Below are 12899 nucleotides of genomic sequence, written 5' to 3' on the forward strand. Positions count from 1 at the left end.
CGGGCCCGGTCGGCATTGTGCCGGGCCCGGTCGGATACCCCACGTGTTCGTCGGCAGGATGTCGTGTCACACAGTGGTACTCATGTGGCGAGGTTCGGCCCGGCCGTCGTCACCGCAGGACGAATCCGCCGTCGACGACCAGGGTTTGGCCGGTCAGTGCGGCGGCTGCGTCGGTGGCCAGGAAGGCGACAGTTGCCGCCGTGTCGGCCGGGACGAGTCGACGGGCCAATGCCTGCCGATCGACTTGGGCGGCGAAGTCGTCGTCGGTGTTGACGGTGCGTGAGCCGGGAGTGTCGGTGAGGCCGGGCGCGACCGCGGTCACCGCGATGCCGTCGGATCCGAGAGCCCGTGCCAGCGACCGCATGATGCCCGTCAGCGCGCCCTTGCTGGCGATGTAGGGGAGTAGGACGGGTGCGGGCGGCTCCCAGAGAGTGTCGGAGATGACGAGCACGATCCGTCCGAACCCGCGCTCTGCCATGCCCGGCGTGAAGGCCTGAGCGAGCCACAGCACCGATTCGACATTGACCGCTTGGACGTGTCGCCAGGTCTCGGCATCCAGGTCCTGCAGTGAGGCCTGGTCGAAGGCGCCCGCACTGTGCACGAGAACGTCTGCGCGGCCGAAGTTTTCGAGAACCTGCGCGGCGGCCTGCCGCGTGGACTGCTCGTCCGCGAGATCGACCTCGATATCGCCGCCGCGGTCGAGCACGACGGTGCGGTGCCCGCTCGCCCGCAACTCGTGGACGATGGCAGATCCGATCGCGCCCGCGCCGCCGGTGACGACGGCTACCCGGCCGGTTGTCGTGGCGGTCATGGCTTCAGCACCAACTTCCCACTGGTCACGCCCTTTTCGAGCCGGCGGTGCGCCTCGGCGGCTTCGGCCAGTGGCAGCGTGTGAATCTCGGGGACACTGATCGCCCCGGACGCGACCCAGCCGACCAGCCGCTGCAGCGCGGCACCCGCATCGGCGAGGCGGTGTTCGAACCAGATACCGAGGTTGAAGCCGATGAGGGCCTGGCTGGGTGCGGGGTCGTACAGCAACGGTTCCAGGGCTGCCGGGTCCAGACCTTCCAGGGTTCCGGAGACCGAACCGTAGACAACGACCCGCGCGAACGGCGCCAGAATCGTCAACGTTTCCATGAGGCGTGCGGGCCCGGTCATCTCCAGCGCGACGTCGACGCCGCGGCCGCCGGTGAGCTCCAAGACCTGGTCGGTCCAGTGCGGAGCGGTGTAGTCGACGGCGTGATCGGCTCCGAGCCGCAGCGCGATCTCTCGCTTGGCCGCGGTACCGGCACCGGCGATCACGGTGGCGCCCTTCAGCTTTGCGATCTGCACGGCGTAGCTGCCCACGCCACCGGCCGCGGCCGGCACGAAGACGGTCTCACCGGGCTGGAGGTGGGCGACCTCGTCCAGCATGATGGCAGCGGCCAGGCCGGAGACGACGATACCCGCGGCCGAGTCGGGTGACAGGCCAGGCGGAATCGGGATCAGACTCCCGGCCCAGGCCACCGCGAGTTCCGCATAACCGCCGGAGGCATCGTTTCCGACGGTGCCGAACACCGGTGTTCCGATCGGAAGGTTGTCGACGCCCCCACCGACCGCGACCACCGTCCCGGCTACCTCCGCACCGGGCACGAACGGGACGGGCGTCGGGACCGGGTACACGTCGCCGCGGCGGCGCATGACGTCCGAGAAGTTGACCGCGGCGGCCTGGACGCGGACCACCACCTGGCCCTGACCGGGCACCGGGTCGGGCACGTCCACCAACTGCAGGACGTCCGGTCCGCCCTGTTGCGTCATCTGGATAGCTTTCACGTCAGAACTCCCCTGGGAGGCTTGGCACTGCGTCGTCGGTGGTCGGCGGCGCTGCAGTCAGGCATTTACCTGTCCTAGTCAGGCAAACGGCCTACCAGGGCATCCTATTCCAACTGACGGTGACTATCTGTCCGGGCGGAACAAGACCCGCCGAGATCGAAGGCGCGTAAACCCCATGACAACATCCAGCGAGCAGCGAGCCAGACCCGACACCCGGTCAGAGTCGATATCGAGATGTTCTGGCAGGCATGACGATCGTGTACGCCTCACCGAGGCGTTCGGGGCCATCGGGAGTCCGAGCCGGGGATCTGCGAGGTACGGTTCCTGGCATGAGCAAGACAACCGTGGAGTTGTCCCATCCGATCTCGGACGGCATGCTCACCTACCCGGGATTGACGGGACCGCGGGTCACCACAGATATTTCGCGTCAGCAGTCGGCACTGATCGACATGGCCTATGACATCGCGCGGGTGGATATGGTCGGCAACACCGGCACCTATATCGACGCGCCCTTCCATTTCCATGCCGATGGCGCCGATATCGCCGAGTTGCCGCTGGAGCGGCTGCTCAATATACCGATCGTGATGATCCGCGCGGCGGGCATGCGCGCGGTGGGACCCGATGTGCTCGGTGACCCGGCGCGGCTTTGGGGCAAGGCGGTGCTCGTGCACACCGGATGGTCGGCTCGATGGGGGTCGCCGTCGTACCGGGGCCCCGGGCATCCGTTCCTGATCGGCGAGGTCGCGGAGGCGCTGGTCGCTGCGAATGTGGCGGTGGTCGGAATCGACTCGCTCGACATCGACGATATCTCCCTGCCCACGCGTCCGTGTCACCACGCATTGCTCGGGGCGGGAATCCCGATCATCGAGCAGATGACGAACCTGGACGTGGTCCCCGATATCGGCGCCAGGCTGGTCGCACTGCCGGCGCCGGTGCGCGGGATGGGCTCGTTTCCGCTGCGCGCTATTGCCTGGACGGATCACGGCGGCGCTGGCGGCTGATCACGATTTCACGAATTGGGCGCCCGGGCCGGGGGCGCGGTGGATGGCCGATGGGGGTAGATGGGCATGGCCCGCGGCGCATTCCAGGACGAGCCGGACCGGGGCTTCGCAGTCGTGGTCGGCGCCGGGGGCGTGATGGCGGATCACGACCGACGGCCCCTGCGGATCGGCCAGATACTTGTCGCCCCACTCCAGCAACGCCACCAGGGTCGGCCGCAGGTCGAGGCCGCGCTCGGTGAGGCGGTACTCGTAGCGCTGCCGGGAGCCCGGCTCCTGGTATGGGATGCGTTGTAGCACACCGGCTTCGACCAGGCTGTCGAGCCGGGCGGAAAGCAGGTTGCTGGCGATACCCAAGCGGTCACGGAAGTCGCTGAAGCGGGTCGCGCCATCGATGGCCTCTCGAACGATCAGCAACGACCAGCGTTCGCCGACTACCGACAGGGCGCGTCCCACCGAGCAGTTGGCGGTGTCGATTCGACGATCGGGGTCCATATGGCCACCCTATCGAGCTAGGTTGACAATCTCCACTCAGCGGCCCTAGCGTTCGTTCGTCTGAGTTTAGAAACTAAATCTAGGAGGTCGTCGCCATGCCGATGCTCGATGTCTACATTCCGGAGGGCACCTTCACGGCCGAGCGGGAAGCGGCGCTGATGAATCAGATCACCGAAATCCTCATCCGCCATGAGGGATTCGACCCCGCCGATCCGGTCACGCGCTCGGTCTCGTGGGTGTTCCTGCACCGCCCGGCAGCGGTCTACGTCGGCGGCGCACCCGCCGACATGCCGCGGTACAAAGTGGTCCCGTCGGTCCCGGAAGGGCAACTGGACACCGCCAAGCGAGCGGGCGTCATCGCAGCGGTCACCGAGGCGATACTCGACGCGGAGGACGGCGCGTGGCCCCGTGACCCCGGCCGAATCTGGGTGTTCCCCACCGAGATTCCCGAGGGGCACTGGGGCGGATTCGGTGAAGTCAGGCCATTGAGCCGAATTCTCGGCCGGCTGACCGGTGACGACGCACGGGCCGCCCGGCTGGCGGCGGAGCGGATCGCCGCCAGCCGCGTCGAACGCACCACGCTCCCGCACAGCGCGCGCTGACCACCCGGTACCGGTGCCGCCATCTGCGAGGCAGCGCCGGCACCGACGGCCTCCGGCAACGGCGTGGATTATGCTGCGGCTCAGCCCGATTCGAGGCGGGAGGGCACGTCGTCCGAGGTGATGACCGGGAAAACCTCGAAGTCGGTGAGGTCCGCCCAGTTCGTCATCCGCGCGCAGCAAGGTCTCGTCGGCATGAATACCTCGTGAAGCCAGCCAGCGCGGTCCCACCGAGCTCGAACCGGCGCGCGAAGAAATTTCATGCGGGCGCGAGTCGGCGGGTCGGGCTTCTGCGGGTCAGTATGCGGAGTTGACGTTGTCCATGGAGCCGTAGCGTGCGGCTGCGTAGTTGCAGGCGGCGGTGATGTTGGCTACGGGATCGTAGATGTCCCAGGAGGTTCCGGCGACGTGGTAGGCCTGGAAGGTGGGGTCGATGACCTGGAGTAGGCCCTTGGATGGGGTGCCGATGGCTGCGTTGGAGTCGTAGAGGTTGATCGCCCCGGGATCTCCGCCGGATTCGCGCATGATGTTGCGGTGGATGGCGTCGTAGCTGCCCGGGATGCCTTGTGCGGCCATGATGTCGAGGGCTTGGCGGATCCAGCCGTCGAGGTCGGAACCGTACACGCCGGACTCGGCCAGAACCTTCGTACCGGAAACGCTCATAGCCGCTGGAACGGTCCCTGCCGACGTTTCCGGCACGAGTGCCGATGCCTCGGCGGTTGCCGTGATCGTCAGTGATGCGGCTGCCAGGGCGTAGATGGCGAGACGGCGGGCAGTCCGGGTGCGGGGACGGGGTCCGGTGGCCATGGAGTTCCTCCTCAGGAATTTCGTTGCCGAGCACATGTCGCTTCGATGCGGCCTGCGGGGCGAAAGGGAGCCCTGGCGGCGTTTCGGGTGAATCGGCCGCGTCGGCAGTGAAAGCATTGATTGCGGGCCTGTGTCGGCACGACGGCCGATCTACCCGAGACATACCTATTTCTGCTTCTTGCTCAATCCGCGTGCGGGGTCCGCGCGTAGCGGTGGAGACCCGTGACCCGGCTGCGGGAACGGGCCGGCCCGTGTCCCGGCATTCGGCTGTTCGCACCGCGTTTTCCAACTCTGGAGCGCCTTCCCGATAGCTCGGGTTGCCGAGGTTCGGCGGGGATACGCTGTGCGTTGACGAAGATTTGCCGGGTGTTGCTCGGTGCCGGGACGCCGGTGAATGGTGGGCCGCTGATGAGTGAGGACGATCGGTTCCTGACAGTTCGTGACGTGTTCGAGCCGGTCACGGACGAATTGGCCGCAGCTGGGTTCGAGGATGCCGAGGAGATCGGCCGGGGCGGTTTCGGGGTGGTCTACCGCTGCACACAGACCGAGCTGGATCGGACGGTGGCGGTGAAGATCCTCACCGCCGAACTGGACGAAGAGAACCGGGCGCGGTTCTTCCGGGAGCAGCAGGCGATGGGCCGGTTGACCGGGCATCCGAACATCGTGACGATGCTGCAGGCGGGTGCCACCGCGAGCGGGCGACCCTATCTGGTGATGCCATATCACGCGGTCGGCTCGCTGGAGGCACGGATCCGCGGGCAGGGTCCGCTGCCGGTCGAGACCGTGTTGTGGATCGGGGTGAAGATGGCAGGGGCGCTGGAGAGCGCGCGTCGCCTCGGCATCGTGCATCGGGATGTGAAGCCGGACAATGTGCTGCTGACCGAGTACGGCGAGCCGGCGCTCACGGATTTCGGTATCGCGCGGATCGCCGGGGGGTTCCAGACGACCGCGGGCACTCTGACCGGGTCGCCGGCGTTCACGGCCCCCGAGGTGCTCGAGGGCCAGACTCCCACGTCGGCCGCGGATGTCTACGGGCTGGGTGCCACTTTGTTCTGTGCGTTGACCGGGCATGCGGCGTTCGAGCGTCGTAGCGGGGAGAACGTGGTGACCCAGTTCCTGCGGATCACCACCCAGCCGGTGCCGGACCTGCGCGACAGCGGCATCCCCGACGACGTGTCCGCGGTGGTCGCGGCGGCGATGAGCCGCGATCCCCTCCGACGGCCGTCGGCAGCGGCGCTGGGGGAGTCGATCCAGCGCGCGCAGCGCCACCACGGGTTTACGGTCGAAGAGATGGCGTTGCAACCCGAACCGGCCCCAGAGCGCCGGGACAAGCCCGCCACGCCGGGGTGGCGCCTACCGGTGCCGCCGATCTCCCGGAGTGCGGGCACATTGCCGCTGGAGTTGACCAGTTTCGTCGACCGCCGCACTGAGCTGGCGGAGTTGAAGAATCTGCTGTCGGCGGCCCGGTTGGTGACGCTGACCGGGATCGGTGGTGTCGGCAAGACCCGGCTGGCGTTGCGGGCGGCGGCGACCGCGCGCCGGGAGTTCACCGACGGGGTGTGGTTGGTCGAGCTGGCCGACGTCCATGACCCGTCCCTGCTGGTCAACGCGGTGGCGGCCGCCCTGGACTTGCGCGATGATCCGGCGCGGCCGTTGCCCGAGGTGTTGGTCGAGTTCCTGTCCACTCGGAAGTCGCTGCTGGTGCTGGACAACTGCGAGCAGCTGGTGGCCGCGGTGGCGGAACTGGTCGGGACATGGTTGCGGAGTTGTCCGGACCTGCGGATTCTGGTCACCACCCGCGAACCGCTCGATATCGCCGGCGAGGCGGTGCTGCTGGTGCCGGCGCTGACGATGCCGGACCCGGATCGGGAGCCGTCGCCGCGGGAACTACGACGCAACGACGCGGTGACCTTGTTCGCCGATCGTGCGGCCGCGGTGGTGCCGGGTCTGGAACTGTCCGACGACGACAAGGCCGCCGTGGCTCGGATCTGTGTCCGGTTGGATGGATTGCCGCTGGCGATCGAGCTGGCGGCTGCGCGGATGCGCACCATGTCGCCCGAGCAGATCCTGGCGCGCCTCGACGATCGATACGCGCTGCTGACCCGTGCCACCCGTACCGCGCCCACCCGGCAGCAGGCCCTGCGATGGTGTGTCGACTGGAGCTACGAATTGTGCAGCCCGGCCGAGCAGCGGTTGTGGGCCAGGCTGTCGATATTCGCCGGAGGCTTCGAACTCGATGCCGCTGAACAGGTGTGCGGTGCCGACCCTGCTCCCGAGGATCCGGTCGATGTGCTGTCCTCGCTGATGGACAAGTCGATCGTGATCCGCGAGGAGTCGAATGGTGTGGTGCGGTTCCGGATGCTGGAGACAGTCCGCGACTACGGCCGAGAGAAGCTGCACGAGGCCGGCGAGGAGCAGCAACTACGGCGCCGGCACCGCGACTGGTACCAGCAATTGGCGCTGGCCGCAGAGGCCGAGTGGATCAGCGACCGGCAGGCCTACTGGACCGCCAGGCTCGAACGCGAACAACCCAACCTGCGCGACGCGCTCGAATACAGCCTGGCCGAGGACACCGAGCAGGCAGCCGAGGCGGGATTGCAAACCGCCGCCGCACTATTCGTGTTCTGGACTTTCCGAGGTCTGTACAGCGAAGGTCGCCGTTGGATCGACCGGCTCCTGCACCACCCGGCCCGGCAATCCGTACCCGACCGTGTCAAAGCCCTTCACGCCGGCTGCATCATGGCAGCGGTGCAGGGCGACGTGCCGGCGGCTGCCGCCCTTGCCGAGGAGGGACGCGTGCTCGCCGAACAGGTTCCCACCCCGATGAACCAGGCACTGATCGCCTACGCCGACGGTATCGTGGCGCTCTATCGCGGTGAGCTTGCTCTAGCGGTCTCCTGCTTGGAACGCGCTGTCAGGATGCTCGACTCGAATCGGCAAGGATCCCTTTACGCTGTTGCTTTGGCCCGACTCGGTGGGGTGCACGCGCTGGCCGGTGATACAGAAGTGGCGATCCAGTGTTACCGGCAGTTGATCTCCATCACCGAAGAGGTCGGTGAATCGTACTTCCGGTCGCTAGCGCTGTGGGGCCTGGGCGTTGCCGCCTGGCGGCAAGGTGAACGGTCCCGTGCAACCGAATTGTTCGAGGACGCTCTGCGAGTCAACCGGCGAATGCGCAGTCCGTTCGTTGCCGCGTTGAGCCTCGAGGTGCTGGCCTGGGTCGTCGGTGCCAACGGTGACGCCGAGCGTGCAGCCGTACTGATGGGAGCCGCAGAAGAAGGGCGGCGGTCCTTCGGGAACCCTGCGCCCATCGTGCCAATGGTGGACAATCACGACGAGTGCGTCCGGACAACGCGATCCGCTCTCGGCGCCCGCAGATTCGATGCGGCATTCCGCAAAGGCAGAACGATGGGGATGGACGACGCCGTGGCTTGTGCACTCGGCGAGAAACCTGCCGACACCGTGCCCGGATCGGGTCCCGCCGCGGCTCTCACCAAGCGTGAGAACCAGGTCGCGGACCTCATCGCGCAGGGCCTCACCAACAAGCAGATCGCCGCCAAACTGGTGATCTCCCAACGCACCGCCCAGGGCCACGTCGAGCACATCCTCACCAAACTCGGATTCACCTCCCGCGCGCAAATCGCGGCCTGGATCGCAGAGGACGCCGAACGACAGGTTCAGTGACCGTGCCGGCCGGCAATGGGATCCGATACTCGGGGAAGCTCGAGGGCGAAGGGTCGAGACACCATCGAGGTCGAGGCCACCAGCCCGAAAAGGCCTGGCCCACAACGCAATACCGCCAGATCGGCAGCGTAGTCACCGCCGACAGCAACCGAGCCGCTCTGTTCCGCACCTGTGAGTGTGACGCCACAGCGTGGCTGGTTGAGGCTCGGCCCGACAACCTCGCGACGCTGCGAGATTGCCGGGCCGAAGTCGAGGATCACGCCCTTGTATAGCGGGCCGGGTTATCGACGATCAGTATGCGGAGTTGACGTTGTCCATGGAGCCGTAGCGTGCGGCTGCGTAGTTGCAGGCGGCGGTGATGTTGGCTACGGGATCGTAGATGTCCCAGGAGGTTCCGGCGACGTGGTAGGCCTGGAAGGTGGGGTCGATGACCTGGAGTAGGCCTTTGGATGGGGTGCCGATGGCTGCGTTGGAGTCGTAGAGGTTGATCGCCCCGGGGTCTCCGCCGGATTCGCGCATGATGTTGCGGTGGATGGCGTCGTAGCTGCCCGGGATGCCTTGTGCGGCCATGATGTCGAGGGCTTGGCGGATCCAGCCGTCGAGGTCGGAACCGTACACGCCGGACTCGGCCGAAACCTTCGTGCCGGAAAGACTCATGGCTGCCGGTACGGCTTGTGCCGGTGATTGCGCGACGAGTGCCGATGCCTCGGCGGTTGCCGTGATCGTCAGTGATGCGGCTGCCAGGGCGTAGACGGCGAAGCGAAGGGCGGTCCGGGGGCGGCGTCCAGTTGCCATTGAGTTCCTCCTCAGGAATTTCGTTGCCGAGCACATGTCGCTTCGTTGCGGCCTGCGGGGCGAATGGGAGCCCTGGCGGCGTTTCGGGTGAATCGGCCGCGTCGGCAGTGAAGACAGCATTGGTTGCGGGCCTGTGTCGGCACGACGGCCGATCTACCCGAGACATACCTATTTCCGGGACTTTGCCCTTTTCCCGCTCTTGGCTGGATCCGCCGGGCCGCCGGTATCCGTGTCGGGCATGGCAGGAGGTTGCCACCCGGGAACCAACAGCCTCCGCGCAGTGCGGTCACGGCCGGTCGCGAGCATTTTTTGTGATGGTCCGACCACCCGCGCAGGGATATTCTGACTGGTGTCCGCTGCTGGAGATTTACGAGTTACCGATGGCTGAAAATGTTCCATTCGAAACGCAGCGTGATGCCGGTCCCAACGTCGTCACGGAGTTGAGCGCTGCCGGGTTCGACGACGCCCACGAGATCGGGCGGGGCGGTCTCGGGACTGTCTACCGGTGCACGCAGGTTGCCGCCGACCGCACCGTGGCGGTGAAGGTCCTCACCGGTGAACTGGAGGAGGACCGGGAGCGGTTCTTCCGTGAGCAGCGGGCGATGGGTCGTCTCACCGGGCATCCGAACATCGTCAGCATGTTCGAGGTGGGGCAAACGGGCAGCGGTCGTCCCTATCTGGTCATGCCGTACTTTTCCCGGGGCTCGCTGGCTGAACGTATCCGGGACGACGGTCCGCTGTCTCTCGCGGACACTCTTCATATCGGGGTGCGGATCGCGGGGGCGCTGGAATCCGCACATCGAGCAGGAGTCCTACACCGCGATATCAGGCCGGCGAATATTCTGCTCACCGATTACGACGAGCCGGCGTTGACCGACTTCGGTCTCGCCCACGTCTCCGACGAGTTCGAGACCGATGCCGACATCATCACCAGCTCGCCGGCCCTCACCGCGCCCGAGGTGCTCGGTGGACAGTCACCCAGCCGTGGTTCGGATGTCTACGGGCTGGGAGCCACACTGCTCGGTGCTCTCACCGGCGGCCACGTCGGGTTCGAACGCCGCCGCGGTGAGCAGGCGGCGACCCAGTTCGTGCGGATCACCGCCCCCTCGAATCCCGACCGCTGCGAAATCGGTATCCCCTGGGACGTACGCGCAGTGATCGAGGCGGCGATGTCGCGCGACCCGCACGACCGGCCTACCGCAGCGCAATTGGGCGACCAACTGCGCCGAATACAGCGAGAGCACGGTTTCGCGGTCGACGAGATGGCGGTTCGCGACGAATCGGGCTTCGAATCCGAATCGTTCGTGAGTCCGGAACGGTCAGGGCGGCAAGGAGTTCCGCGTATCCGCAGCGACGGATTACATGAGGGGACGGGAAATCTGCCGCTCGAGCTGACCAGCTTCGTCGATCGACGGACCCAGTTGTCCGAGGTCGGCAATCTGCTAGCGGGGTCGCGCCTGGTGACCCTGACCGGGATCGGCGGGGTCGGAAAGTCAAGGCTCGCACAGCGAGTCGCTCACAAGGCCCGGCAGAAGTTTGCGAACGGGGCATGGCTGGTCGAGTTGGCGGAGCTGCGCGATGATGCTCTGCTGCCCGATGCGGTTGCCGCTGTCTTCGGAATACGAAGCCAAGGTGTCATATCCGTGCTCGACACGCTGGTGGAGGCGCTGGGACCGTATGACCTGCTGCTGGTGCTGGACAACTGTGAGCACGTGGTCGACGCGGCCGCGAAGCTGTCGGAGGCGCTGCTGCGGGCGTGTCCGAATGTGCGAATCCTGGCCACGAGCCGGGAGGCGCTGGGGATCGGCGGGGAAACCGTGTATCCGGTGCAGCCGCTCGGGATTCCCGATTCGGCCAATGAGCGGGCGCTGGCGCACTCCCACGCGGTGGCACTGTTCGTCGAACGCGCCGCCGCGGCGGTGCCGGGATTCGAGGTGACCGAAGCGAATCAGCGTGCCATTGCCCAGATCTGCACCAGGCTGGACGGATTGCCGTTGGCGATCGAGCTGGCCGCGGCGCGCCTGCGCACGATGTCGGTCGAGCAGATCCAGACCCGGCTGACGGACCGATACGCCCTGTTGACCCGGGGTGGCCGGGGAACGCCGAAGCGGCAGCAGACGCTGTGGTATTGCGTCAATTGGAGCTATGACCTGTGCACACCCGACGAGAAGCGGCTGTGGGCTTGCTTGTCCGTATTCGCCGGCGGCTTCGAACTCGACGCCGTCGAGCAGGTGTGCGCCGATGACATGACCGAGTCCCAGGCGCTCGATACCTTGTCCGCGCTGGTGGACAAATCGATCCTGGTCCGGCAGGAAGCCGATGGGGCGGTGCGCTTCCGGATGCTCGAGACGGTGCAGGAGTTCGGCCGGGAGAAGGCGGAGGAGTCCGGTCGGTTCCCGGACCTGCGCCGGCGGCATCGGGACTGGTGTGAACGACTGGTCCGCGAGGCAGACGCCAATTTCATCGGCCCGCATCAACTGGATTGGGTTGCCCGGCTCGAGCGGGAGCTGCCGAATCTTCGAGAGGCGTTGGAGTTCAGCCTGTCCGAGTCCGACGAAGGCGGGCTCGGGATGATCACGAACCTGTACCTGTTCTGGGGCTCGCGTGGGCGGCTGTATGAGGGTCGTCGCTGGTATGAGCGCGTGCTCGGCCATTCGCTCGACGGCCGGACCACGGGTCGAGCCAGGGCACTCTTCGCCGCCGGCACGATCGCGGGTTTGAACGGCGACCTGCAGACCGCGAACGACCGGTTCACGGAGCTTCGCGTACTCGCCGAGCAGACGGTGGAACCGCTGGTCGGAGCCTTGGTCAACCACGCCGAGGGGAATCAGGCGCTCGCCCGCGGCAATGTCGGTGAGTCCGACGCGGTTGCCCTGCTGACCGATGTCGTCAGCAGTTACGAGGCGTGCGGCGAGCTCGGAATGCAGTTGGACGCTCAACTGTCCCTCGGCTGGGCCTACGCCCTGGGCGGTGACGCAGCCCGGGCCGTCGCCTGCCACGAGAAGACGCTGGCCATGACAGCAGCCTGCGGCGAAACGATCTATCGCTCATGGGCGTTGTTCGCGGCGGGCTTCGCCGTTTGGCGCTGCGGCGACGTCGAACGCGCCAAGCGCCTGCTGGAGGAAGGCGTTCGGTTGTCCGCACTGACATCTGATCCGCTCGTCGCCGCGGGTTGCCTGGAGACGCTGGCATGGATTGCGGCCGACCGGAACGAACCTCGCCGTGCGGCGGTCCTGATGGGCGCAGCGGACAAGCTGGGGGGCCTGGCCGGCACCGATACGCTCATGGTCCGTGATCTGCTCGAATACCGTGCCGAGTGCATGCGGAGCAGCCGGCAAGCGCTCGGCGTACGAGCCTTCGACCGGGCCCGCCAGGAAGGTTCCGCGATGAGCCTCGACACGGCCGTACGGCTCGCGCTCGACGAACCGTCCCCCGCGCCCGATACTTCGCCGCAGCAGTTGACGAAACGTGAGCGGCAGGTCGCCGATCTCGTCGCGGAAGGTCTGACGAACAGAGCGATCGCGTCACGTCTGGTGATCTCGCAACGCACCGCACAGGGGCACGTCGAACACATCCTGGCCAAATTGGGTTTCACCTCGCGCGCGCAGATAGCGGCGTGGGCTGCGGAAAATTCCGGCGGCAGTCCAGGATGACCGGCCGGCGTCTCGCTGTGGTGTCGGCCGCGCCGAATTGCTCCCCGTGCCGGTGC

Annotated in this window: 9 protein-coding genes; 4 read left to right on the plus strand and 5 right to left on the minus strand. The window is 66.8% G+C overall.

Features of this window, described 5'->3' with window-relative positions; genetic code table 11:
- Positions 1 to 109 precede the first annotated feature (109 nt).
- Both ACWEKS_RS24635 and ACWEKS_RS24640 read right to left on the minus strand, forming a co-directional pair.
- Complete coding sequence (locus ACWEKS_RS24635; protein WP_452342247.1) at positions 110 to 811, minus strand: SDR family NAD(P)-dependent oxidoreductase; 702 nt, start codon at positions 809 to 811, stop codon at positions 110 to 112.
- A complete protein-coding gene (locus ACWEKS_RS24640; protein WP_452342248.1) occupies positions 808 to 1812 on the minus strand; it encodes a quinone oxidoreductase family protein in 1005 nt (334 codons plus the stop codon). The genes ACWEKS_RS24635 and ACWEKS_RS24640 overlap by 4 nt, the downstream gene beginning before the upstream one ends.
- A 329-nt stretch (positions 1813 to 2141) precedes the next feature.
- Between ACWEKS_RS24640 and ACWEKS_RS24645 the strand changes: the two genes are divergently transcribed.
- Positions 2142 to 2813, plus strand: a complete 672-nt coding sequence (locus ACWEKS_RS24645; RefSeq protein ID WP_452342249.1) for a cyclase family protein — start codon at positions 2142 to 2144, stop codon at positions 2811 to 2813.
- Here the strand turns inward: ACWEKS_RS24645 and ACWEKS_RS24650 are convergent, their stop codons facing one another.
- On the minus strand, positions 2814 to 3305 hold the full coding sequence (locus ACWEKS_RS24650) for a winged helix-turn-helix transcriptional regulator (RefSeq protein ID WP_452342250.1): 492 nt from the start codon (positions 3303 to 3305) through the stop codon (positions 2814 to 2816). It lies immediately after the preceding gene.
- A gap of 95 nt (positions 3306 to 3400) precedes the next feature.
- On the opposite strand from ACWEKS_RS24650, the gene ACWEKS_RS24655 reads away from it, so the two are divergent.
- Entirely contained in the window at positions 3401 to 3907 is a 507-nt protein-coding gene (locus ACWEKS_RS24655; RefSeq protein ID WP_452342251.1) for a tautomerase family protein, read from the plus strand.
- 294 nt (positions 3908 to 4201) lie between these two features.
- Here the strand turns inward: ACWEKS_RS24655 and ACWEKS_RS24660 are convergent, their stop codons facing one another.
- Positions 4202 to 4711 carry a transglycosylase SLT domain-containing protein gene (locus ACWEKS_RS24660; RefSeq protein WP_452342252.1) on the minus strand — a complete coding sequence of 170 codons (510 nt, stop codon included), beginning with the start codon at positions 4709 to 4711 and terminating at the stop codon, positions 4202 to 4204.
- A gap of 408 nt (positions 4712 to 5119) precedes the next feature.
- On the opposite strand from ACWEKS_RS24660, the gene ACWEKS_RS24665 reads away from it, so the two are divergent.
- Positions 5120 to 8395 carry a protein kinase domain-containing protein gene (locus ACWEKS_RS24665; protein WP_452342253.1) on the plus strand — a complete coding sequence of 1092 codons (3276 nt, stop codon included), beginning with the start codon at positions 5120 to 5122 and terminating at the stop codon, positions 8393 to 8395.
- 291 nt (positions 8396 to 8686) lie between these two features.
- Here ACWEKS_RS24665 and ACWEKS_RS24670 read toward each other — a convergent pair whose 3' ends face one another.
- On the minus strand, positions 8687 to 9190 hold the full coding sequence (locus ACWEKS_RS24670) for a transglycosylase SLT domain-containing protein (protein WP_452342254.1): 504 nt from the start codon (positions 9188 to 9190) through the stop codon (positions 8687 to 8689).
- A 380-nt stretch (positions 9191 to 9570) separates the two neighbouring features.
- On the opposite strand from ACWEKS_RS24670, the gene ACWEKS_RS24675 reads away from it, so the two are divergent.
- Positions 9571 to 12843 (plus strand): protein kinase domain-containing protein, encoded by a 3273-nt coding sequence (locus tag ACWEKS_RS24675; protein WP_452342255.1) that lies wholly within the window; start codon positions 9571 to 9573, stop codon positions 12841 to 12843.
- Positions 12844 to 12899 lie beyond the last annotated feature (56 nt).

The organism is Nocardia sp. NPDC004711, from assembly GCF_053601595.1.

What these genes read in the sequence shown, in the direction of transcription:
- ACWEKS_RS24635 (WP_452342247.1), bottom strand. Translation starts at nt 811, where the DNA reads ATGACCGCCACGACAACCGGCCGGGTAGCCGTCGTCACCGGCGGCGCG.
- ACWEKS_RS24675 (WP_452342255.1), top strand. Translation starts at nt 9,571, where the DNA reads ATGGCTGAAAATGTTCCATTCGAAACGCAGCGTGATGCCGGTCCCAAC.
- ACWEKS_RS24660 (WP_452342252.1), bottom strand. Translation starts at nt 4,711, where the DNA reads ATGGCCACCGGACCCCGTCCCCGCACCCGGACTGCCCGCCGTCTCGCC.
- ACWEKS_RS24665 (WP_452342253.1), top strand. Translation starts at nt 5,120, where the DNA reads ATGAGTGAGGACGATCGGTTCCTGACAGTTCGTGACGTGTTCGAGCCG.
- ACWEKS_RS24670 (WP_452342254.1), bottom strand. Translation starts at nt 9,190, where the DNA reads ATGGCAACTGGACGCCGCCCCCGGACCGCCCTTCGCTTCGCCGTCTAC.
- ACWEKS_RS24655 (WP_452342251.1), top strand. Translation starts at nt 3,401, where the DNA reads ATGCCGATGCTCGATGTCTACATTCCGGAGGGCACCTTCACGGCCGAG.
- ACWEKS_RS24645 (WP_452342249.1), top strand. Translation starts at nt 2,142, where the DNA reads ATGAGCAAGACAACCGTGGAGTTGTCCCATCCGATCTCGGACGGCATG.
- ACWEKS_RS24650 (WP_452342250.1), bottom strand. Translation starts at nt 3,305, where the DNA reads ATGGACCCCGATCGTCGAATCGACACCGCCAACTGCTCGGTGGGACGC.